The sequence below is a fragment of the Ideonella flava genome (genome assembly GCF_051857595.1).
Taxonomy (GTDB): domain Bacteria; phylum Pseudomonadota; class Gammaproteobacteria; order Burkholderiales; family Burkholderiaceae_C; genus Ideonella.
In genome coordinates this window covers 144,238-167,455 of sequence record NZ_JBPZHD010000007.1, presented here as the reverse complement: position 1 = coordinate 167,455, position 23,218 = coordinate 144,238, and the positions used below count along the sequence as shown (strand labels likewise).

17 protein-coding genes are annotated in these 23,218 nt (G+C 66.4%); all 17 read right to left on the bottom strand.

Translation table 11 applies throughout. The features are described from left to right. Positions 1-151: 151 nt before the first annotated feature. On the bottom strand, positions 152-1,153 hold the full coding sequence (locus ACS5PM_RS16640; RefSeq protein ID WP_439388776.1) for a right-handed parallel beta-helix repeat-containing protein: 1,002 nt from the start codon (positions 1,151-1,153) through the stop codon (positions 152-154). Between the two features lie 14 nt (positions 1,154-1,167). Then, on the bottom strand, positions 1,168-2,319 hold the full coding sequence (locus ACS5PM_RS16635; protein WP_439388775.1) for a GSCFA domain-containing protein: 1,152 nt from the start codon (positions 2,317-2,319) through the stop codon (positions 1,168-1,170). Beyond that, a complete protein-coding gene (locus ACS5PM_RS16630) occupies positions 2,237-3,070 on the bottom strand; it encodes a hypothetical protein (protein WP_439388774.1) in 834 nt (277 codons plus the stop codon). The genes ACS5PM_RS16635 and ACS5PM_RS16630 overlap by 83 nt, the downstream gene beginning before the upstream one ends. 19 nt (positions 3,071-3,089) lie before the next feature. Then, positions 3,090-4,094 (bottom strand): polysaccharide pyruvyl transferase family protein, encoded by a 1,005-nt coding sequence (locus tag ACS5PM_RS16625; RefSeq protein WP_439388773.1) that lies wholly within the window; start codon positions 4,092-4,094, stop codon positions 3,090-3,092. 89 nt (positions 4,095-4,183) lie between these two features. Next, on the bottom strand, positions 4,184-5,353 hold the full coding sequence (locus tag ACS5PM_RS16620) for a glycosyltransferase (protein WP_439388772.1): 1,170 nt from the start codon (positions 5,351-5,353) through the stop codon (positions 4,184-4,186). After that, positions 5,337-8,846 (bottom strand): glycosyltransferase family 4 protein, encoded by a 3,510-nt coding sequence (locus tag ACS5PM_RS16615; RefSeq protein ID WP_439388771.1) that lies wholly within the window; start codon positions 8,844-8,846, stop codon positions 5,337-5,339. Before ACS5PM_RS16615 ends, ACS5PM_RS16620 begins: the two co-directional genes overlap by 17 nt. Before the next feature lie 22 nt (positions 8,847-8,868). Beyond that, positions 8,869-10,131 carry a UDP-N-acetyl-D-mannosamine dehydrogenase gene (gene wecC / locus ACS5PM_RS16610; RefSeq protein WP_439388770.1) on the bottom strand — a complete coding sequence of 421 codons (1,263 nt, stop codon included), beginning with the start codon at positions 10,129-10,131 and terminating at the stop codon, positions 8,869-8,871. 15 nt (positions 10,132-10,146) lie between these two features. Further along, positions 10,147-11,271 (bottom strand): non-hydrolyzing UDP-N-acetylglucosamine 2-epimerase, encoded by a 1,125-nt coding sequence (gene wecB, locus ACS5PM_RS16605; RefSeq protein WP_439388769.1) that lies wholly within the window; start codon positions 11,269-11,271, stop codon positions 10,147-10,149. Between the two features lie 42 nt (positions 11,272-11,313). Continuing rightward, positions 11,314-13,026 (bottom strand): glycosyltransferase family 4 protein, encoded by a 1,713-nt coding sequence (locus ACS5PM_RS16600; protein WP_439388768.1) that lies wholly within the window; start codon positions 13,024-13,026, stop codon positions 11,314-11,316. Beyond that, on the bottom strand, positions 13,010-14,368 hold the full coding sequence (locus ACS5PM_RS16595) for a glycosyltransferase family 4 protein (protein ID WP_439388767.1): 1,359 nt from the start codon (positions 14,366-14,368) through the stop codon (positions 13,010-13,012). The genes ACS5PM_RS16600 and ACS5PM_RS16595 overlap by 17 nt, the downstream gene beginning before the upstream one ends. Positions 14,369-14,385: 17 nt before the next feature. Next, positions 14,386-16,920 carry a polysaccharide pyruvyl transferase family protein gene (locus tag ACS5PM_RS16590; protein ID WP_439388766.1) on the bottom strand — a complete coding sequence of 845 codons (2,535 nt, stop codon included), beginning with the start codon at positions 16,918-16,920 and terminating at the stop codon, positions 14,386-14,388. A gap of 27 nt (positions 16,921-16,947) precedes the next feature. Continuing rightward, a complete protein-coding gene (locus ACS5PM_RS16585) occupies positions 16,948-18,048 on the bottom strand; it encodes a KpsE/RkpR family capsule polysaccharide export protein (RefSeq protein ID WP_439388765.1) in 1,101 nt (366 codons plus the stop codon). 5 nt (positions 18,049-18,053) lie between these two features. Beyond that, entirely contained in the window at positions 18,054-18,722 is a 669-nt protein-coding gene (locus ACS5PM_RS16580) for an ABC transporter ATP-binding protein (protein ID WP_439388764.1), read from the bottom strand. After that, positions 18,722-19,516, bottom strand: a complete 795-nt coding sequence (locus tag ACS5PM_RS16575) for an ABC transporter permease (protein ID WP_439388763.1) — start codon at positions 19,514-19,516, stop codon at positions 18,722-18,724. The genes ACS5PM_RS16580 and ACS5PM_RS16575 overlap by 1 nt, the downstream gene beginning before the upstream one ends. Positions 19,517-19,556: 40 nt before the next feature. Further along, on the bottom strand, positions 19,557-21,455 hold the full coding sequence (locus tag ACS5PM_RS16570; RefSeq protein WP_439388762.1) for a polysaccharide biosynthesis protein: 1,899 nt from the start codon (positions 21,453-21,455) through the stop codon (positions 19,557-19,559). Beyond that, a complete protein-coding gene (locus tag ACS5PM_RS16565) occupies positions 21,448-22,044 on the bottom strand; it encodes a sugar transferase (RefSeq protein WP_439388761.1) in 597 nt (198 codons plus the stop codon). Before ACS5PM_RS16565 ends, ACS5PM_RS16570 begins: the two co-directional genes overlap by 8 nt. 6 nt (positions 22,045-22,050) lie before the next feature. Beyond that, positions 22,051-23,217 carry a DegT/DnrJ/EryC1/StrS family aminotransferase gene (locus tag ACS5PM_RS16560; protein WP_439388760.1) on the bottom strand — a complete coding sequence of 389 codons (1,167 nt, stop codon included), beginning with the start codon at positions 23,215-23,217 and terminating at the stop codon, positions 22,051-22,053. Position 23,218 lies beyond the last annotated feature (1 nt).

Here is a 23,218-nt window from a genome sequence, read left to right as displayed (position 1 = left end):
TCAGCATGGCGGTCCCGGCGGTTCTCGGCGAACACCCTTGGACACAGAGAATGGCGGGACGATGGCCCGACCGGGCCGCGGGCATGGACGCGCCATCAAGATCGCAAGGAAACGCCCATGCTGCACAAGTCCGTCTGATCTTGTGCGCTCTTCAGTTGTCAGCAACGATGCGAGGCGCGGAGGCGCCGCCCGGAGGCAGGGGGCAAGCCGGGATGTCCGAGGCGCCGACATGGCGCTGGATGTATTTCACCGCGGACCGGGAGGCTTGGTCGACTCGATTGCCGCGGAACACGTTGCCCCAGGAAGGGCACTCCTGCTTGTCCCTGCGGCAATCAGCCTGCTTGCGGCTGTCGCAGAAAGAGTCGACGAACAGCGAATGACCGGACTGGTGTTCAAAGCTGTTGCGCTCGACCTTGTTGAAGTTCGAGCGGTCGCGGACCTTGATGGTGTCACCGCAACCACCCCTGAACACGTTGTCGACGATCTCGTTGTTGGATGCGCCGCCCGCCATGTAGATGGCATGCAAGCCATCGCATTTGTCGATGTTCGCGATGTTGACGAACGTGTTGCCGGCGATGCGGTTGTCGCGAGAATTGGTCAGGCCGATGGCAGCAAAAGAGGGCTCGATGCCCTTGGTGTGCTGGCCAATGTCCTCGAAGCGGTTGAGTTCGATGACGTTGCCGCCGGACCACTGGCGCGCATCAAAGCGATCGCCGAAGAACTGGATCGCGCCGCGAAAATTGCGCACGATGAAGCCTCGCACCGTCACGTTGCTGGTGGTCCCCGCCTGGCCGCGGACCAGCAGCCACGTGGTGCCGCCTCCCCCGCCATCGAACTCGGCGTGACCGGTCGGGTCCGCGCCGCCATCAAGGACCAGGCGCGAACCGGCCTTCGGGAACTTCGTGACCTCGACGATCTGAGCGCCATACTGCCCAGGCAAGAAATGGACGGTCACCGTTTCTGAATCAAGGCCGCGGTTGGCGAGCTGCATCGCCCTGGCGACCGTCTTGACCGGCCGCTCGGGCGAAGCTCCATCGTTGAGATCGGCCCCCGAAGGCGAAACGAACACCGTGGCGGCCATCACGCATGAGGGCCCGAACACGCATGACACGAGCCATGCCGCCACATGCCAGCCGAGCCGCGAATTCGCCACCGCGTTCCTCCGGGCTAGCCCACCAGACGCTCTTCGTCGCAGATCAGGTCCGCGACGGCAGAGCTCAGGCTGGGCTTGGTGGCTTGGGGCGAGGCATCGCCCGCTTCGACCTTCATCTGCACGCCGGGCAAGAGATGATGGAAGAAGCGACCCATGACGTGGCGCACGCCGTCCTCGGTCACGGAGCGCAAGTCGGGGGCGAAGTAAGCGCCTCTGGCCGCCGTGCCGGTGACGATCTCGTACGAGGGGAAGTAGCAAACGCGCTCGAATCGGTCCGTGATGAACTGGGCAGCGACACGAAGGACGGATTTCGAATAGGTGGTGGCGCTGAGCACGTGATGGCCGGAATAGGTCGCGAGCAGCGGCACAGGCGACACCGTCAAGATGATCGACACCGCCGGGTTCACCGAGCGCAGGCGCTCGACGAATTGCACGAGGTCATCCTGGACGGCCGCCGCATCGAAGTTGACGAAGGCATGCCGGCTCGCGTCGAACTCACCGTAGCCGCAACCTGGGCACACAGGGTAGACAGCGCCGTCTCTCTGATCCATCCAGGCCTCCGTCAGCCCGAGCGTGAAGACGAAGCACTCGCAGGACTCGAACATGTGCCGGACTCGCGCAAGGTGCTGAGTGCGATCGGCGAGAAGTTCAGCCAGTGAGCGGTATCCCTCCGGATGAACAGACGGCCTGAAGGGGTCGACCCACCGATGGCCGGCCGCCCAGGCGCTGTCGAGGGGCTCGAACCGGCCGTAGGCCCGGTCGAACAACTGAAGGAGCTGTCTCGCGGTGTAGATGTTGCCGTACCTTGCCGAGAACGTCCCGTACTGGAACTGCACGGCAACTTCCGGTTCGATGAAGCTCGGCGCCGGCTCGGCCACGAAATAGTTGCAGCCGTGCTTTTGCAGATAGCGCGCGATGTGCTGGGCGAAACAACTCCCCGCGGTAGCCACGCGACTCTGCGCCGTCAGCGTGAAAGGAACCGACGTCACGGGGTCGATGCTTGGCGGGGGCGTTCCTGCGACCGCATGCCGCCAATAGGCAGACGCCTCCAACTTGCGATAGGGACAGGTGGCCGATCTATCGTCAGACATGGTGTCGGGCTCGCCCTTCCATAACAAAGCGTCGCAGCGCACCCAGGTAGGCTGCGCCGTATTCAGCGGTGGCATGAGTGGCGTCTGCGCACAGTTCTGCGCGACGATACCCATCTGACCCGAACACCTCATCCGGAGGAGGCAGGTAGCGGCCGCCGCAGGCTTCGGACACCCGCCGGGAGATCCGGCATTGGGCTCGCCACACAGCGTGCCGAAACTCGATCGGCGCAACGTCCTCGGGCCCGATCCGGGTGATCCCTCGGGCCCGGAAGAGCTCGCGCGTGCGATCGGGCAGGTGCTCCACGATGAACCGCGAATCCGGCACCGGGGGCGGGCCTTCGAGGTGCACCAGCCCGGCCACCTTGTCCAACGGCAGCAGTCGATACATCTCGGCGCACGACTCCATCGAGCGCGCCAGTTGGTACTCGATGAGGTCGTAGGGGACGAAGATGCAGTTGCCGTGGGGCGCCTGCGCGTCCGGGTCGTCGGGGTCCAGGAAGGCCACCCTCTCACCCCCCTCGAACAAGCTGAGCCGATTGGCCTGGTTTCCGCCGACCACGGAGGCCAGCCACACGCGCCGTCCCCGCTGTTCGGCCAGGGCCTGCTGGATCGCGCGGGTCACCACTGGATTGGCCATCTTCCGGCCCATCGAGTCTGTCACGGTCAAGCCGCCCGGGAACGCCTCGGACCCCGTGGAGACAACCCGGATCCCGACCTCGTCCTCCATGACGGGGGCCAGCTTGCTCCGCAAGGCATTCGCCATGCAGTTGGCGTGGCTGTTTCCGAACAACAGCACCAGATCGCCGGATTCAGCATTGCGGGTCAATGGTCCTCCCGTGTTCGGTTCAAAGGGCTCGCAGCGCTTGCGCCAGCCTCGACATGGTGCCTTCGGCCCTTTGTCTCAGCATGCGGCGCGTCGTGGTCGGGATCCTGGGCATGTAGGGCGAGAACCGGTCTGGCAGATGCTCGTCCGCCAGAGACGACAACAGCTCGGGCCGTTCCGCCATGCGCATCAAGTTGCGGCTCTTGTCCGTGGCGGAAAGGACCAGGCTCGGGACGCCATAGTGCAGGGCAACGACGGTGCCATGGAACTTCATGCTCGCCAGCACGGTGCACTCGCCGATCGCGACGCACAGATCCGTCAGCGACTCGCTGTGAGCCACCTCCTTGCCATCGACCTGCAGGTCAGCCGCCCGCTCGAGGTCGCGTCGGCCCACTTCGCCGATGCCCAGCACGATGTGGCGCACCGCATACCCGCTGCCAATCGCCTTCTCGCACAGCCTTTGCACGTGATCCAGGCGATCAGGCTCACCCTTGCGATCGCGGGTCACCACGCCGAGAACCTTCGCGGCTTTGGCCGGCGGCGCGACCTTCGGCATGGGCAGCCCGAAGACGATGTCCGCGGAGTTCATCGTCTCTACAGTGGGCTTGAGGTTGCGGGCGATCCATTCCGCGCTCTCCTTGTCGCGGGCCTCCACCATCCGGACGTTCGGATGCTGGAAGAACTTTGCCTGGGTGGCGATGGCCGCCGCGCTGGCACCCTTCCACGTCGGCACCCCTACGCCCACGACGAATACGGGAACCGAAAGGTAGGCCGACTTCCAGTAGAGCTCGGAAACCGTCCAGGGCATCACGAGATCGCCGCCGCCGATGACGATCGCATCGATGCCGCGCATCACCTCTTCCAGTGGCCGGCTGAAGTAGGGTTTGGAGGTCAGGTCGTTCAGGACCTTGAGCTCAAACTCCTTGCCCAGCCAATGCTTGAACGTCTCGATGAACAGTTCGTCTCCAAAATTGCCCCAGCCGAAGAAGCCAACCAGTCCGATGGTCTTCCTGCCTTGGTTGTCCATATCACCTTTCACTGCATTTGATCGTGATGGAAGCCGGTGTCGCCGGGCGGCCCGCCTCGGCACTCGGCAGGGCCATGCGCAAGTGCAGGCTATGTGAATGCCAGGCGCATCCGCAGCCCTGCGAAGAAGGCATCCGAAATCCGCTCCGGTCGCAGTTCCCGCGCCAGGCCGAGCGCCGCGTCACGCCGCCGCGCGAGATCGGTGCCGGCCGCGTCGATCAGTGCGACTGTCAGTCCCGCCTCGTCCGCAGGATCATAGAGAAGGCCGGCGGACTCGCCAATGTTGTCGATAAAGCCACCGATCCGCGGCCCGATCACCGGCACCCCGAACGACGTGGCCATCAGGGCCGCTCCGGAGTTGAGGGTCCTCTCGTACGGGCACACCGCGGCATCGGCGGCACGGAAGAAGTACTGGATCTCGTCGCTGCCGATGGTTCGCAACTCGAGAGTGACGTCGCTGCGGCCGTGGGCCCACAGGCGCAGGGCACGGGCAACCGCTTCGTCGGCAGGCGCGCCAGCGATGATCAGGCGCAAGGGCCGGACGGACGCCGCCCGAGCGGCATCGAATGCGGTCATCAAGCCGGCATAGCCCTTGTAGCCGAGGACAGCGCCGAACGACAGGAAGACGACCTCTTCCTGCGCGATGCGCCATTCGGCGCGCGCCTGCATCGGGCTTAGCCAGTCGGCATGCGCACCGAGGTAAGACGGATGCGGCACACACAGTTCCTTGTCCGCATCCCAGCGGTAGTGGGGACTGCACAGCGCCCGGCTTTGCGAGGTCATGACGTGCACTACATCTGCGGCGTCGGCGACCATCTGGTGAATCCGCCGGTCGTGCTCGGGCCAACGGGTCTCATGGGGCATCACGTTGTGGACAGTCCACACGACACGGTGCCCCGCCATGCGGATGCGCCGCAGTACGGCAGCAAATTCATCGACCGCCTTGTCAGCGGCCGCCTCGTCGGCGGCCTTGGCCGTACCGCCATGAAGCCAGTGGAAGTGGCAGATGACGGGGCCGACCCAAGGGATGCGCCCCAACAGTTCGGTATGGAGCAAGGGAAGCAGATGGCAGCCATGCCTGCGGGCCTGCCCGTACAACATGGCCTGATACTGGTTGCGCCGGGCGACCGGCGCGTACGCCAGAAGCACCTGTGCCGCCTGCGCCTCGCCGCCAAGCAGGGACTCGCGGATGCCGGGATCACTGGACAGGCGTTCGCATTCGGCCCAGAGTCCCTCCTCTCGATCAACCAGTATGTGCATCCTGGCTCCTCTGGGCCGGGCGAGATGCGCGGTAGCGCGAAATCACCTGCAGGTACATCTCCCGGTACCGCCGGGCATTGGCCTTCCAGGTCCGATGCTCGAAGACCCAATCGCGTGCTCGCGAGGCCATCTCATCGCGCAGTGCCGGATCGCCAGCGTATCGCAGGATCGTCGCGGCGAGACTGTCCGCGTTGCTCGCCTCGGCGATCAGGCCGCGCTCTCCATCGCCCACGACTTCACGCAGGGCCGGCAGGTCGGTCACGATCAAGGGGCGGCTCAGGGCCATCGCCTCGTAGGGCTTCAACGGAGTCACCCAGTCCGCGGCGTAGTCTGGAATGCGCGGAATCACGAACACATCGATAGCCATGTAGTAGGCCTTGATCTCGTGATGATCGACTTCGCCCGCGAAATGGACGGCCTCGGCCAGTCCCAGTTGCTGGACGAGTTGCTCCAGGTTCTTTCGCTCAGGACCGTCGCCGACGAACAGGCATCGGCAGTCCAGGCCGCGTTCACGGATCCTGGCCACGGCCTCGACGAGGTGGCAATGGCCTTCGCGCCTGGACATGTTCGACACGTACCCCACCACGAGTTGCGCGCCCGCCAGCGCCTCTATCCGCGCGGGCGGCGGAGCCTCGCGGAACTCCTCGGCGTCGATCCCGTTGGGGATCACGTCGATCTTCTGCTCGGGGACGCCGCGCTCGATCAGGATGCGGCGCATGCTCTCGGAAATCGTCACCACGTGGTCGGCCATCGCCATGCAGCGATTCTCCTTGCGGATGCGCAATTGGGTGCGCTCCATGGCGAAGACCCGCGGTCCTGCCGGCGCCCAGGTGTGTTCGTGGAAGGAGCGCACTTCATAGATCACCGGGATGTCGAAGACATCTCGCAACGCAAAGGCCTGCAACGCCAGCTCATAGCCGCGGATCCCGGACGCTGCATGCACCAGGCTGGCGCCACGCTGCGCCACGATTCCGGCGGCCTGCACGGCCCCCATCCTGACCCGCGCGGGAGGCGAAAGTGTCCGGATGCCGTTCGTGTTCGGACCGATGCGGAAATGGTCGCATCCCGCCACTTGCTCCCTGGGAAGCACGTTGCCGTCGACCACGCCGTCGTAGGCCGGATAGCCCGGCGGCGTGATCACGAAAGGATCCAGCCCCTCTTCGAGCTGCGATTTCAGCGTGTTCAGGCAGCGGATCGCGCCCCCGGTGTTCTCGAACGGGTAGGCCGTCTTGTGCAAGTGGCACACAGTCAGTCCTTGGCCGGCTGGCGGGCTCCGCCTGGCTGCGATGCGCGGATACCAGTCCGTGTCGAGTTCTTCCAGCTCTGCGCGCACGGCACGCCAGAGCCTCGAAGCCTCGGGCTTGGCGGCCTGGTGCCGGACCTGCAGGTCGGCCAGTCGCATTTGCAGTGACAGCGCTCCCTCCGCCTGTGCCAGGCGCAGCGCAGGCTCCAGCCAAGCTTCGTGGGGAACCCAGGAGTCGATCATCTGCGCCATTGACTCCAGCGTGAGGACCGTCAAGTCGGCGGCCGTTGCACTGAGCGACGGACTGGCCGCGTACGCGTGGAGGTCCACGCCGAGTTCGCTGACACCAGGTTTGACAACGAAACTCTTGAACTGCCAGCCCTCCTCCTGGAGCGCATGGGAAGGTACGTACAGGTAGGCGCCAAACCGAGCCGAATGCGCCAGCTCCTGCCACTTGCCTTTGACCGGCAGCCCGCCCTCGTCATACGCAAGAACGGACAGGATCGCCGCCTTCGGTTGCGCGCCTGCCTCGTCTTCGAGACGCGCACGCCACACGACGACATCGCCCGGCGCCACGCGGATATTCTCGGCACGCCTCCAGCGGTGCGGCTGGGCCAGCCCCTTGTAGCGCTCGCTTTCCAGCCGCCTGACAAGGCGCCGAACCAGGTCGTGATCGCCTTGCGCATGGGCGACCCTGATCGCGGGCTCGAGCCAGATGGCGTCAGGCTCCCAGCTGGCCAGTATGGTGGCGATGGACTCGACCGTCAGGACGAATGCGCTCGAGTCCACCACCTGGACAGCAGGCCCCTCGGCCAGACGACGAAGGTCCAGCTCGACCTCGACAACCCCTTGCGGAACGATGAATGAAGCGAAGGACCAGCCTGGTTCATCCTTGGGATGCGAGGCCACGTTCGAAAAGTTGGAGACGCGATCCGAATGCGCCAGGCCTTCGACTCTCGCCACGACGGCCAACCCGGTGGCGTCGATCAGGCTCACCGCAAGCACAGCTGCATGGGGCGACCCACGGCCCTCCTCCGCCTCGAGCCTGGCGCGCCAGATCAGTGTCGTCCCCGCGGCGACCGGGATGCGCAGGGCGGTCGGCCAGCCCGGTACGGCGCGCTCGGAGGATGTCGATTGCGTCTGTCCGAGCAGGCGCAGCAGTTCCTGTTGCAGGCCGGACTGGCCTGCCGCCCGCGCCACCTGGATGGCAGGGTCGATCCACGCACGATGAGGCACCCAAGTCTGCACCGCCCTGGTCACGGTGGCCACATTCAGGACAATGAACTCGACCTCGGTCAGCCGCAGCGCCGGTCCGCCGGCCTCGACGAACGCATCGAGCTTCAAGGAAGCCACGCCTGCCGGCACCTGGAACGCCTTGACGGTCCAGCCTGCACTTTCGGGCCGGAAAGAGCGGGCATAGAAGAAGTTCGGATAGCGCGCCGAATGCGAAACACCCACGGCGGCCAGATCGACCGGAGATCCGGACTCATCGGACATCGAAATCGAAATCACGGCCGCCTTGACGCCGGCGCGATCAGGATCCTCGAGTCGTCCGCGCCAGACCAGCACGTCCCCCGCCTGGACTGTCAGCGGAGCCGTCGCCACCCAGCCGGCGAGAGTGCGCCTGGGTGTCCGAGCCGTGGCGAGCCGTGCAGGCTTCGTCCCCTGGGTCGCCGGTTTAGGCGTGGATTCCGCTGTCTTCGGGGCAGCCGGCACGCTCTGGGTGATCCGTGGTGTCGATGCCAGGCTGATACCGTCCGTGGTGTCGTCGGCGCGCCATCGGATCTCGAGCCGCCGCGCACCGCGAGGAGGCTGGACCTCACGAGGGGTCAAGCCCGGCGCCGACCCTGAGCTCACCCGGAAGACCAGGAACGCCGGATCCTGCCGCGACGATTGGCAACCGGCGTACGGCGGGGGAAGGGGATTGCCGGTGGCGTCGAAGAAGCGCACGGAGCCGGTGAATCCGGCAGGCGCCTTCGCAGACTCCAGCCGCCAGTCGATGGCGATGTCGATCGGCAATGACCCATCGACGAGCGATCGCAACAACATCGCTCGACCTTCAGCCAGCTTCACGGGCTGCCATGCCGCCTCCGCCGGCACTCCGCCGCGCAGGTCGACGATATGACCGGTGGACGTCGCAGTCACCGTGGCGGCGTCGCCGGACCCGTCCTTCGAAGCAGCTTGCGTGTTCGAAAGATCGTGATTCGTCCCGAACGCTTTCCTCAGCATCCGCAGCAGCGGGGCATTCATGGCTTGAGCTGGGGTGGGCTCGTCAGGCCAGCACGCCGACGGCGTCAACGCAAACGTGATTGGCAGACAGCACGGCCTGCAGATCGGCGAACTCCCGGTGCGCCACCAGGACGACAATGATGTCGCTCTTGGCCAGTGCGGTCGCGAGGTCGACGAGTTCTGCCACTTCCAGCGTGCGCGGCAGCTTCTCGACGTTGGGTTCGACCACCTTCATCCGGGCGCGGGTCTCGCGCGCAAGCTGCTCGGCGATGTGCAGCGCCGGGCTTTCACGCAGGTCGTCGATGTTCGGCTTGAACGCCAGGCCCAGCACCGCCAAAGTCACTTCGGATTCGGCCTTGCCCGTGCGAGCGATGGCTTCCTTCACCTTGTCGAGCACCCACCCCGGCTTGCCGTCGTTCACTTCGCGGGCCGTACGGATGAGCCGCGCCTGATCCGGCGTCTTGTCGACGATGAACCAGGGGTCGACCGCGATGCAGTGGCCGCCCACACCAGCCCCAGGTTGCAGGATCTTGACGCGCGGATGATGGTTGGCCAGCCGGATCAGCTCCCAGACATCGATGTCGAGCGTGTCGCATATCAACGAGAGCTCGTTGGCAAAGGCGATATTGACATCGCGGAACGAGTTCTCCGTCAGCTTGCACATCTCCGCCGTGCGTGCGTTGGTGACCAGGAGCTCTCCTTCGACGAAGGTCCGGTAGAGCTCGACGGCGCGGGCCGAACACTCCGGCGTGAGGCCGCCGATGATCCGGTCGTTGGCCACCAGCTCACGCACGACGTGGCCGGGCAGCACCCGCTCGGGGCAGTAGGCGACATTGACGTCCACCTGCCCCTGGTGCGCCCCCGCAAAGCGCAGGTCTGGACGAGCCTGTGACAGCCAACCCACCATCTGTTCGGTCGTGCCCACCGGGGACGTCGACTCCAGCACCACCAGGTCGCCCTTCTTCAGGACAGGCGCTATCGATTCGGAGGCAGCCTTGACATAGCTCACGTCGGGTTCGTGTTCGCCCTTGAACGGCGTCGGCACGGCGATGAGGAACGCGTCGGCAGGCTCCGGGCGTGTCGTGGCTCGCAGATAGCCCTCCGTGACCGCGCTGCGGACGATCATGTCGAGTTCCGGCTCGACGATGTGGATGCGTCCTTTGTTGATCGTGTCCACCGCATGCTGGTTGATGTCAATGCCGATGACCTTGGTCTTGCGGGCCGCGAACATGGCGGCCGTCGGCAGGCCGATGTAGCCCAGACCGATCATGGAAACCGTACGGAACTTTTCTTGGGGAGTCGTCATGGAGGGCCCTGCAATTCAATTGAGGCAAGTCGGCAGCTCGCCGACGATTCTTTCGCAAGCACGGCCGTCGCCGTACGGGTTGTGCGCGAAGCTCATGCGCCGGTACTCTTCGGGGTCGTCCAGCAGGCCGCTGATGCTCGAGACGATCCGCTCGACGTCGGTTCCCACGAGCCGGACCGTGCCGGCGTCGACGGCCTCGGGGCGCTCAGTCGTGTCGCGCATCACAAGCACCGGCTTGCCCAGCGCCGGCGCCTCTTCCTGCACCCCGCCCGAGTCAGTGAGGATCAAGGTGGAGCGCGCCATCAGGTAGACGAACGGCAGGTAGTCCTGCGGTTCGATCAGGTGCACGTTGGGGATCGACGAAAGCAGCCGGTTCACCGGCTCCTGCACGTTCGGATTCAGGTGGACCGGGTAGACGAGGTCCATGTCCGGATAGCGGCGTGCCAGGTCAGCGATCGACTGGCAGATCCTCTCGAAGCCGCCACCGAAGTTTTCGCGCCGGTGCCCGGTGATGAGCAGCATGCGCGCGTCCTTGCGAAGGTAGTCGAAGCGACGCGCCATGTCGGCGCGCAGCGAATCGGTTTGCTCGAGCTTGGCCTTGACCGCGAGCAGTGCGTCGATGACCGTGTTGCCCGTCACGACGATGGACTGCGGTCGAACGTTCTCCCGCAAGAGGTTGTCGCGCGAGGCCACGGTCGGAGCGAAGTGCACGCGCGCCAGTGCGCCGGTCAGCTTTCGGTTGGCCTCTTCCGGCCAGGGCGCATACAGGTTGCCCGTGCGCAGGCCCGCCTCGACGTGCCCTACCGGAATGCGCTGATAGAAAGCGGCCAGCGAGGCTGCGAACGTGGTCGTCGTGTCGCCATGAACCAGCACGATGTCTGGCTTCTCGGACTCGTACACCGAACGGATCGACTGCAGGATGTCACTGGTGATCGAGTAGAGATCCTGCCCCGGCCGCATCAGGTCCAGATCGTGATCGGGACGGATCTGGAACAACTCCAGGACCTGGTCCAGCATCTGGCGATGCTGGGCGGTGACACACACCTTGCTCACGAACCCGGCTGATTGCTCCAGCCGCTTGACCAAGGGCGCCATCTTGATGGCTTCCGGCCGGGTGCCGAAGACCGTGAGGACCTTCATCTTGAAAGTTGCTCCCTGCAAAACCGGTAATTATCGCCGACATCACCCGGCCGCCCGATGGGCCGCCGCCGCTGCGTAGGCACGCTCCACGGCCTCGGCAGAGGCATGCCAGCCGCGTCGGGCTTCGACCCATTGCCGAGCCCGATGCCCCATGGCGCGGGCCTCTGGAAGATCGTCAAGCAGGCGCTCCAGCGCCTTTGCAAGCTCCTGGACGCTGCCCTTGGCGAAGACGCGCCCGTTCACGCCTTCGTCGATGACTTCGGCCATGGCCGCCACGCTGGACACCACGATCGGCTTGCCCAGCGCCATCGCCTCGAAGGGCTTCAACGGAGACACCAGTTCGCACACGGGCCACGCCTTGCGGGGAAAGGCGCAGACGTCCATCAGCGCGTAGTAGTCCGGGACATCCTCGTGCGCGACCCGCCCGGGCAGGCTCACCTGGTCAGCGATCCCGTTCTCATCGATGGCCCGCCGGATGGCCTCCTCGTGCAAGCCGTCGCCGACCAGCAGCAAATGGAACGTCCTGCCGGTGCGGCGCAATTGCGCGCACGCCAGGACAAGGTCGTCGAGTCCCTCGTAGTCGACGAAGGACCCTGCGTACCCGATGACCGGACGATCCGCCGGCAGGCCGATGCGCCGGGCCAGTTCGGCGCTGCGCGGCCGGGGCTGCAGCGTCTGCACATCGACTCCATTCGGGGCCACTTCAATGCGGTCCGCCGGCGCGCCCCGCCGGATGAGTTCGTTGCGCATGGCTTGCGTCAAGGTGACCACCGCATCGGCCTGTCGCAGCAGTTCGCTCTCGAAATGGCGCAGGTACCGGTACTCCGTGGTGAAGGCGAAATCCGGGTTGGAACTGACGCGCGTGACGTCCCAGAAGCCGCGAACCTCGTAGACGAAGGGCAAGCCGGCCTCGTGCGCTGCGATGCAAGCCGGAAGGGCCGTCATGTAGTTGGACGCGGCATGAACCACCGCCGGCCTCAGCTCGGCGACGAACTGCCCCACCTCGTCCGCCGCGGCGAGCAGATAGGGCATGTGGCCCAGCGTGCGACGGGTCGAACGCGGCATGCGCCCGTAGTCGAGTCCCCCCACCCGATCGCGCAAGGGGAGTTCGCCCCCCACCGAGTGCCCCGCATCCTCGGGATAACCGGGTCGGCTGTAGGGCATGACTTCCCATCCGCGTTCACGCAGCGCCGTGAGCAGCCCGTGCGAGCGGGTGGCGTAGCCGTTGGAGGTATAGGGCAGCCGATAGGCCAGCAGCGCCAGCACGCGCCCGGGGATCGGCTCGCAAGCCGCCACACCCGGCGGATTCCCCAGGCGCGCCATCACGGCGCATCTTTCGCGGATGGCGCTGATCAGGCGCCGGTCGCCTTCACCCGGCGGCGACGCCGCCTCCAGCGCATTGGCCCATTCCGCGGCCTCCTTGAGCCGGGCCGCCTCGTAGGCAATGCGACACGCCTGCCTCAGCGTGGCAGCGTCATGGCGCGCCGCCAGTGCGCGTGTGGCGAGTTCCATGGCCAAGTCGACATGACCGCGGGCCAGCGCCCACGCTCCCGCAGGATGCAGCCATCCCTGGCTCACGATTTGCGCGGTGATGGCCTTCCAGGCAACGGACGGGCCGATCGACGGGCTGCCCGGCAGGACCGCCTGCGGCCACCAGCGCGCCATCGCCGCGCCGGCATCCTTCGGGCCGATCCGCAAGGCGGTACGCAGGCGGCGCAGCAACCGATTCAGCCCGCCTTCAAACCAGCCGGGCATAGAGGGCCGCCAGGCGCTGGGCGTAGGCGGCCTCGGAGAACTTCTCCGCCTGCCGGCGGCCCCGGACCCCGAGTTCGAAGCACAGGTCATCGTCGGCATCCAGCCGCTTCATCGCTTCGGCGATGGCTTCGGTCCTGTAGGGATCGACCAGGAGTGCGGCATCGCCCGCGACCTCGGGAATCGAACTCGCGGTGGATGCGATGACCGGCGTGCCCAGTTGCATCGCTTCGAGCACGGGCAGGCCGAAGCCCTCGTATAACGAGGGAAAGACGACTGCACGCGCTCCGCGGATCAGGTGGATCAGCGCCGGGAACGGCAAGTACTCGATCCGCCGCACCCGGCGATCCGCGGTCGGCACACTTTCCAGCAGCCGGGTCTCGAGCGCGGAACGCCAGGCGCGCGCCCCGACGATCACCAGCTGCGAGCCCACGTTGGCCGACATGAACGCCTCGATGATCCTCGCCACGTTCTTCTTGGGCTCGATCGAGCCGTAGAAGAGGAAGTAGCCCCGCGGCTCCAGGCCGAAATTCCGCCCCACCGTATCAGCGACCGTGTCGTCGTCGACTTCCGCGAGTTCCCTCGGCACGTGGACGGCCTGGTAGGTGTTGGTCACCCGGTCCTCCGGCACGCCGAGCAACTGGATGATGTCCCGGCGCGAAGCTTCGGACACCGTCACGATGTGGTCTGCCGTGCGCGCGATCCACTGCATCAACGCGAGGTAGCCGGCCTTGCGGTCCAGCGTCGTGTAGGGCAGGCGCAAGGGCACCAGGTCGTGCAGCGTATAGATGTTCGGGGCGCCCGCCACGCGCATCGGCAATGGATAGGTCCAATGCACGATATCCGGCGCCTCGGGCAGGCGGATGCGCTGCAGCGAGCGGAACATGTCGAACTTGATCGCGCCGCGATCGAACACCCGATAGGCATTCCACAGACGGTCAAAGCGCGGCAGCCGTGACATGACCCCCTGAGTCACCACCGCGCCCGTGACCGGAATCCGGAAGGCGCGGTGGCCGTTGCGAAAGCCGATCGCCCGCACCATGCGCAACGTCTTGATGATCCTGTGCAGCGGCGGCGGCGTCGCGTCGAAGAACATCACCTCCTTGAGGAGGTCGTCGTGCTTGGCCTTGATCGGGGCACCGTAGAGAACGTCGACGTTGGCCCCCATGTCCTTCAACGTGTGGCTGAGGTTGCGCCCGTAGGTCGCCACGCCCGTGCCTTTGTCCAGGGACAGGTTGAAGCCGTCGATGAGCACCTGCAGCGGTCGCCCCGCGCGGCGAGGCAGCGTCGGTGGCTGCGACGGCGCGAAAGCCGCAGTTGAATCCGTGTGGCGTTGTTCCGGCATCTTGTTCCGCCCTGTCATCAGAATCGCATCCCCTTCAGTCGCCCGGCATCCGGGATGCGCGAGACGAGGGGGTCGTAAGCCAGAGGCAGGGGAAAGCTTTCCACCAGCGCGGAGGCGTCATACCGGAACGGCTCCCAGCGCTGATCGATCGCCCGGATCACCGCCTCCCAGTCCGAGCGCTCCTCCCGCCGCTGCGAATACATCTCGAAAGCGTTGCGCGGCCCTCCCCGGTAGAACTCCCAGATGCGGGGATCGGTGGTGCAGTCCTCCTCCAGCGAAATGGTCAGCGGGCCGTTTGGCACGTTGACCATCTGCCGGTAGTTCAGCACCGGAATTCCATATGCCTCGGCGATCACCACGCCATGGAAGCTCTGCGACACGATCCGCTTGCACGACAGGATCGCCCGAAGCGTCTTGCGGATGCCGTCCCAGGTCGGCTCGTGCCAGGTGTTGATCAGCAGCACCGAGCCGGCATCGGATGGGTCGATATGGAAACGCAGCGAATCAGCCGGCGGCCGGGCATCAGGCCCGAACCCCTGCACGTCCTGGATGTGCGGGATCACACCCAGCTCGTAGCGCTTCTCGACCGGCTCGTCGAATATCGAAGGCAGAAGCCAGACCGGATCGCCATAGACCTCGGGCACCGCGATGCCGAAATCGCGCAGATGCCTGGCGCTTATCGGCCCCCGGATGGCTCGAACGTCGTAGTGCGTGCGAGGAACGCTGCCGGCAAGCACACCGCCGCGGATGGACACGCCGCTGCCCCAGATCACGGCTTCGCCGTTGCGAATCGCGTGCGCAATGCTGCCCACGGCCACCAGCTTCGTCTCGGGCCTGTCGAAACCGACGTGATGGACACGCCTGCCCGACAGCGCCGAGACCATCACGGCACTGAGCGAATCGCCGAGGTTTCCATAGCCCTGCGTGTCCTTCGTGGACGCAGCCCAACAGAGCGCGACGCTACCGCCCTTGTCGCTGGCGTTGCGGACCAGCCCGCCCACGCGATAGCGCTCACCGGCATCAGGCATCGGCGGCAAGGGCTCCACGTCCAGCCCCTGGTCCTGTTCCTGCTGGTCGGAATCCCCACCGCCCCACGGCGCCAGAAGCTCGCGTAGCGCGGCCACGTGCACGCTGACGCGGGCCGAAAATGTATCGGCGCGCGGACGCCCCACGACATGCAGGTCTCCGGCGACGGCCTGCGCCAGGCGCGTCACTCCTTGGGTCACATCCACGTCGGTGGTCAGGAGCTTGCAATCTCCGTCCGACACCGTTCTGAGCAGGCGCGTCTTCTTGCCCTCGGGGCCGTCCAGCGCCAACACGGGCACGTCGCAAAGAATGGCGAGCACCAGACCGTGGAACCGAGTCGTGATCAAGCCGCGGTACTGAGAGAAGCCGTGCACCAGGTTCTCGAACGGCGCGCCGCGGAAGTCCTGGATGGACGCCGTGCAGCCGAGCTTGAGCAGCAGCGGCGACAGCCGCTTGGCATGGGACACGTCATCGTTCGACATCAGCAGCAGGTCAACCTGCTGGCCGGCCAGCACCCGGACGAGCGCAGAGCCCGGATCATTCAGGCCGGCCACCACGTGAACGTTGTCCAGCAGTTCGCCAGCCATGGCCAGACGCGCGGGTTGATGCAGGCTGGGCCGTGTGGCCCGGCGCGCGCGCAACGCCCATGCAAACAGCAGGTCGGGACCGGTGTGAACCTCGGCCAATCCCAGTCCTTGCAGCAGTTCGGTACTGGACGCATCGCGCGTCGTCGATCGATGGAACAAGGGGACGCAGGCGCGGGCGAACTCTCGCGTCGCATCGTCGCGATCGAGGCCGCCGGCGTGGTCCTGGTCGGACACACCGATCATGGCGACCGGCACGCCCGCCAGCCTGCACATCGGACCGAACTTCAGGTAGTTCGCGAGATTCTGCGTTTCGTTGCGCCCGTCCCGGCTGGCATAGATCAGCCCGCCGCCGCCGACCACGACGGCGTCGAAGCGCTTCAGGTGGCCCGGCGCGACATCCGAATCGCTCCACCACACGCGCGCATTGGCATGCCGTCGCAGAAGATCGGCCAGCACATAGGCCAGCAGGTCGTCTCCGATGTTGCCCATGCCCGAGGCGCCGACGACGAGCACCCGGGGACCCTTGCCGTGGCGCGCGCCAGGCGCCGCGCGGAACTCGTGTTCAGGGTCGCCGCGGCCGGCCAGGTAGTCGCCAACGCGTTCGCGCCAAACCTGCCAATGCCGCACGCTGAGCCACGAGGCCTTTTGCGACCAGCCGAACCGGCCGCACAGGACGAACACCTCGTTCGCCCAGCGGCAATGCCTCCGCTCGGCATGCTCCTCATGGACCCAGGGGGCGAGCCGGTGCGCATCATCCTTGCTGCAGCACCATGCGATGCGGCGGCCCTCGTGTCGCAAGCCCCACGAATACTCCAGCGGCACGAAGCGGGGGTGCTCTCCCAGAAACTCGGAGGGAACGAGCACGAGCTCCGCATCGTCCGCGGCCTCCAGGGCCGCTTTGAACGCCGCCGCCCAATAGCGGTCGTCACGCCAACTCATGGGACGCCCTGCTCTCTGTTCGGCATGTCAATCGATGTGATCTTCGATCGTGGCCACGAGCAGCCTCACGATGCCGAACCCCAGGAAGAAGGCGAGCGCCAACGCTGTCAGGTCGTAGAGCCGGCGCGGATACTCGGCCTTCTCCGGCCGCGTGGGCGAAGCCACCAGCACCAGGCTCTTGATCTTGCGAGTCGATTCCAGCCGCGCGGTCTCCATCGAGATCGTCGCTGCCTTGAAGGACTCCTCAGCGAAATTGAACTCGATCTGCAGCTCGCGAAACTCACCCGCGAGCGTGTTCAGGCGGGGCGCACCGGCCCGCCCGGAAGTCCCGCGCGCACCTTCGCTGGCCATCTGCTCGCGCAGCGCATCGACCTGCTGCCGCATCGCCTTGACCTGGTACGAGCTCGGATCCATGAAGGCTTCGGCGGCTTTCAGATCGGCCTCGAGCTTCGTCAGGCGCGACTGCAGCTCCAGCGTCAGGGCCGAACTGGCCTGGGCCTGCGCGGCCGGGTCCAGCATCCGGTTCTGCTCCTGGAACGCCAGCATCTTCAGCTTGGCCTGGCGATACTTGTCGAAAGACTTGGCCAGTTCGGAAGCAGCGAAGCTCATCTGTTCTCTCGCGAGGCGCTGCGAGATCTCGTTGATGAAGTTCTCGCTGGCCGCCACGATGGCTCGGTTGATCTTCTGCGATTCCTCTGCCGTGAAGCCCTGGGTGCGCAAAGTCAGCAGCCCGGTGGCGTCGTCGAAGTGGGCGTCGACGCGATCGCGGTAATAGGCCAGGAAGTCATCGCTGGTGGCGCGCGGCGACAGCCGAAGCAGGACATCCAGCCGGGGGGCGCCGTAGGCCTTGCGCAGGTCCAGCTGCTTGTCGAGCAGCTGGAGCATGTCCATGGATTGGACGTGGGACTGCAAGAGCAGCAGGTCGGAGTGCGAATTGGCGCCGCTGACCTGAAAGATCGAGGCCAGGCCAGCCAGGCCAATGGGTTGGTCGCCGCTTTGCTTGATCGTGATCACCGACTCGCTGACGTAGCGATCCGCTGCGAACAGGTAGAGGTAGGCCGCTGCGAAGAGCGTCGGAAGCGCGATGAGGACCAACGAAAGGTTGCGGGCGGTCAGCCGCTTGAGCATGTGCTTCAACCCTTGCCTCCCATGCGTTCGTAAGCGGCTATGCCCGCCTCGACGTCGTGATAGACCGTTGCCCGGCCGGCATCGAGGTGAACGACCACCTCGCACATCGCACGTATCAGCTTCATGCTGTGAGACACCAAAATCAGTTTGGACGACCTCATGCGCTCATCGAACAGCACGCGGCTCTTGGCCTTGAAACGTGCGTCTCCGACGCCCATGACCTCGTCGATCAGGTAGTAATCAAACTGGAAGGCCATGCTGCTTGCAAAGGCCACGCGTGCCCGCATGCCGGACGAGTAGGTGGCGACCGGCATGTCGAACCACTCGCCGATTTCCGCGAAGTCGGCGACGAAGTTCTCCACGCGCTTCATGGCCTCCCCCCGCACCCCGTAAAGCCGACACACGAAGCGCACGTTCTCGCGTCCGGTGGCCGAGGTGACCATGCCGCCGGACAGGCCGACCGGCCAGGACAGTCGCTGAGGCGTCACGATGCGCCCGCTGTCCGGGAGATCGACCCCGGCCAGCAGGTTCATCATCGTCGACTTGCCGGCACCATTGCGGCCGATCAGTCCCACGCTGACGCCTTCGGGCACCTCGAAGGACAAGTCGCGGAAGATGGTCTTGCGCCCTCGCAAGGTGAGATAGCTCTTCGTGAGCCCTTCGACCCGGATCATCAGGTGGTCACCCGACTGAGGCGGCGAAGCCGGTAGAGAGCCAGGCCGACGAAGAGCGCGACAGCTCCGGTGAAGAAGACCACTCGGTAGGACAGTTGGTCCATGGACACGTAGTCGGGCAGGCCCAGATCGCGACTGGCCTCGACCCAATGCAGCAAGGGATTCCAAGCCAGCACGTCCACGACCTGCGAGGGAAATCGCGCCACCGGAAGGACCACGCCGGACGCCAGGTACAGCGGCATGAACAAGACCCGTATGACGGCGCGCGTGTCCGGGATGAAGCTCGAGATCGCCGCGAAGACCATGCCGAGTCCGAGGCTGAACGCCACGACTCCTCCCATCAGCGTCATCCATTCGATGGGGCGCGCAGGCACCAGGTCGTAGCCATAGAAGATCGTCAGCGCCAAGGCGATGATCAGGAACAGCACCGACTCCAGGGCCAGCGTGAAAAGGGCCTTGGTAAAGATGACATCGATCAGGTGCACCGGGCGGTAGGACAGCAATCCGCGACTGGTGTTCACGCCTTCCATCGTCTGTATGCAGATGCTACGGAAGAGGAAGTAAGGCAGCAGCCCGTACAGCAGGAAGACGGGGTAGTCGTATCCCGTCACGTGGCGATCGATGATGAAACCGAACATGATCACCGGGAACGCCACGTGCGCGATCGGCTCGATCAGCGCCCAGAAGAAGCCCACCCGGCTGCGGGCAAAGCGGGCGGAGAACTCCCTCAGCATCAGCGCGTAAAGCACGTCCTTCTGGACTTGGTACGGAGAGCGGATCTCTATCGGTTGCATGTTCGTGGGGGCGAAAGGCCGCAACGGCGACGTCTCGACCTCAGCCGGCCGCCCGGTATTCGGGCACCCAGCGGACCAGCACGTCGCGCACGACGGATTCGGATGAAGGCGAGCCGGCTGACTCAAGCGCAACCAGGGATTGTCGCAGGTTCACGAGGCTGGGCCCGCCCCCCAGCCTGGCCACTCGCAATCGCCGTATGGCGGTCGGTATTGTTGCATCGCCGTCCGCCAGCAGTTCCTCGTACAGCTTCTCGCCCGCGCGCAGGCCGGTGAAGACGATCGGCACTTCCCGTTCGCTGCGTCCCGCCAGCCGGATCATCGTGCGCGCCAGGTCCAGGATCTTCACCGGCTCGCCCATGTCCAGCACCAGCACCTGGCCGCTCTCCCCAATGGCTGCGGCCTGCAGCACCAGACGGGTGGCCTCGGGGATGGTCATGAAGTAGCGCGTGATGTCCGGATGCGTCACCGTCACCGGGCCGCCCTTGGCGATCTGCTCCTTGAACTTCGGGATCACGCTGCCCGACGAGCCGAGCACGTTGCCGAAGCGGACCGCCATGAAGCGGGTCCGCGGATGCTCGGCGGCCATCGCGGAGACCACGAGTTCCGCCGCGCGCTTGGTGGCCCCCATCACGTTGGTCGGGTTGACGGCCTTGTCGGTGCTGATCAACACGAAGCGCTCGGCCCGGTGCTCGGCCGCGGCCAGCGCGGCGTGGTAGGTGCCGAGGGTGTTGTTGCGCAGCGCCGCCCAGGCGTTGTGGTCCTCCTCCATCAGCGGCACGTGCTTGAAGGCCGCGGCGTGGAAGACGACCTGCGGCCGCCACCGCGCGAAGGCGACCCGCAGGTGATCCAGGTCCTTCACGTCGCCGATCAGCCGCACCAGCTCCAGCGCCGGGAATCGCTCACCCAGGTCCTGCTCGATCGCATACAGGTTGTACTCGGACAGTTCGTACAGCACCAGGCGTGCCGGGCCGAGGCGCGCCACCTGGCGGCACAGCTCGCTGCCGATCGAGCCGCCGGCGCCGGTCACCAGCACGGTCTTGCCGGCCAGGGATTCCGCGATGCCGGCTTCGTCCAGCCTGACCGGCTCGCGGCCCAGCAGGTCCTCCGGCTCGATGTCGCGCAGGCGGTCGACCGAGCCACCGCCGCTGCTCAGCTCCTCGGCCGAGGGCACCGTCAGCACCGGCAGCCTGGCCTCGCTGGCGAGCGCCACCGCTCGCCGGCGCTGGGCCGCGCTGGCCGACGGCATGGCCACGATGACATGGGTCGCACTTCCGCGCACGCCCTTGTCGAGCACCGCGTCCAGCGGGCCGATCACGGGCACGCCGGCCACGCGCGCGCCCTGCTTGGCCGGGTCGTCGTCGAGCAGGCCCAGCACGATCCAGCCCTGGCGGTGGATGCCGGCCAGCAGGCGCCGCGCCGCATCGCCGGCACCGAAGACGATGGCCCGGCGCATGTCGGCCGTGCCCCCCGCGATTCGGGCCCGGGCGTGCTCGTAGAGCATGCGATAGGCGATGCGCACCATGCACAGCCCCATCAGCGACAGCACCGGGTGCAGCGCCAGCACCGCCCGCGGCACTTCGCGCAGCTGCAACATCAGCACCACCACCGCGCTGGCGAGGCCGGCCAGGCCGCAGGCGATGGTGAGCCGGCCGACCTCGTCGAAGCCCGAGAACCGCCACATGCCGCGCGGTACGCCGACCGCGATGAACACGATCAGGTACAGCGCCGTGACGCCCGCCATCACCGCAAGGTCGTACGCCGGCCGGGCCGACAGCCAGCGCTCGAAGCCGAGGCGGAACAGGTAGGTGAGGTTCCAGCACAGGACGATCACCACGGCGTCGATGACGAGCGACAAAGGCCGCCGGTAGGGACGGATGCGCGCCATCGCGCGCTCGAGACGCAGCCACACGCTGGGGGACGAAGCTTGCGGTTCAGCCATGGGAAAACAACAAGCGCACGGTGCGCCCGATCAACTTCAGGTCGGTCGCCAGGTTGGCGCTTTCGACGTACTGCGCGGCCAGCTTCAGCTTGGCCGGCATCACCACCTCGACGTACTCGCGCTCCGGGTCCGCGGCCCGCGCCAGCAGTCCGCTCTCGTCGCGGAACTGCAGCGACGCGGGATCGGTGATGCCCGGCCGCACCGAGAGCACCTTCTCGCGCAGCCCGGGCGGGTACATCGCCACGTAGCGCGGCACCTCGGGCCGCGGCCCGACGAGGCTCATGTCGCCCTTGAGGACGTCGATCAATTGCGGCAGCTCGTCGAGCTTGTGCCGCCGCAGGAAGGCCCCGGCCCGCGTGATGCGGGCATCGGCGCCCACGGTGATCTGCGGCCCGTGCGGCGCTTCATGGCTCATGGTGCGGAACTTGTGGATCCGAAACGGCACCCCGAAGCGCCCCACCCGCTCCTGTCGGAAGAACACCGGGCCCGGCGAGTCCAGCCTCACCCAAAGCGCGACCACGAGCAGCAAGGGCGCCAGCAGCAACAGCCCGAGCGCGGCGCAGACGAGGTCGAACACTCGCTTGGCCATGCAGCGTCAGGCACCCAGCGCAGCGCGCACCGCGGCAACGACACGCCGCACATCGGCATCGGTCATGCGCGTGTACAACGGCAGGCTCAGCATCGCCTCGTATGCGCGCTGCGAGCACGGAAAGTCCTCGGCCCGCAGGCCGTAGCGGTCGCGCCAGTACGGCTGCAGGTGCAGCGGGATGTAATGCACGCTGCAGCCTATGCCCGCGGCGAACAGCTGCTCGACCAGCGCATCCCGGCCGATGGGCGCGCCCTCTGCCAAACGCAGCACGTAAAGGTGCCACGCGTGCGCGTCGCCGGCCGCCGGCCCGGGCGGCAGGATCACCGGCAGGTCGGCCAGCCCGGCATGGAACTGCGCCGCGATCTCCTCGCGCCGCTTCTGGAAGGCCGGCAGGCGCTTGAGCTGGTGCAGGCCGAGCGCGGCAGCGATGTCGGTCAGGTTGTACTTGAAGCCGGGGGCGACGATCTCGTAGTACCAGCTCGGCACCGTGGCGGTGAAGCGGTCGAAGGCGTCGCGGCTCATGCCGTGCAGGCGCATCACCTTCATGCGCCTGGCCAGCGCCGGGTCGCGCGTGACGACCATGCCGCCCTCACCCGTCGTGATGGTCTTGTTGGCGTAGAAGCTGAAGACGCAGGCGTCCGACTCCAGCGTGCCCACCAGCCGGCCGGCGCTGGTGGTGGGCAGGGCGTGGGCGGCATCCTCGACCACCTTCAAGCCGTGCCGCCGGGCCAGCGCCAGCAGGCGCGGCATGTCGGCCGCGAGGCCGGCGAAATGCACGGGGATGACGGCCTTGGTGCGGGGCGTGATGGCGGCCTCGACCGCATCGATATCGATGCACAGCGTGCCCGGGTCGATGTCGACCAGCTTCACGTCGGCGCCGAGGTAGCGCGCCACCTCGGCGGTCGCGGTGAAGGTGTGGGTGGTGGTGATGACCTCGTCTCCCGGGCCGACGCCCAGGGCTTCGAGTGCGAGGTGCAGGCCGGCAGTCGCCGAGTTCACCGCGAGCGATTCGATGGCGGGGTCGCCGAGGAACTCGGTGAAGGCCTGCTCGAAGCGTCTGGCCTTGGGGCCGGTGGTGACCCAGCCGGAGCGCAGGGTGTCGACCACCTCGGCGATCTCCTCCTCGCCGATCTCGGGCAGCGCAAACGGCAGGAAGGGCAGCGACTCGGGCATG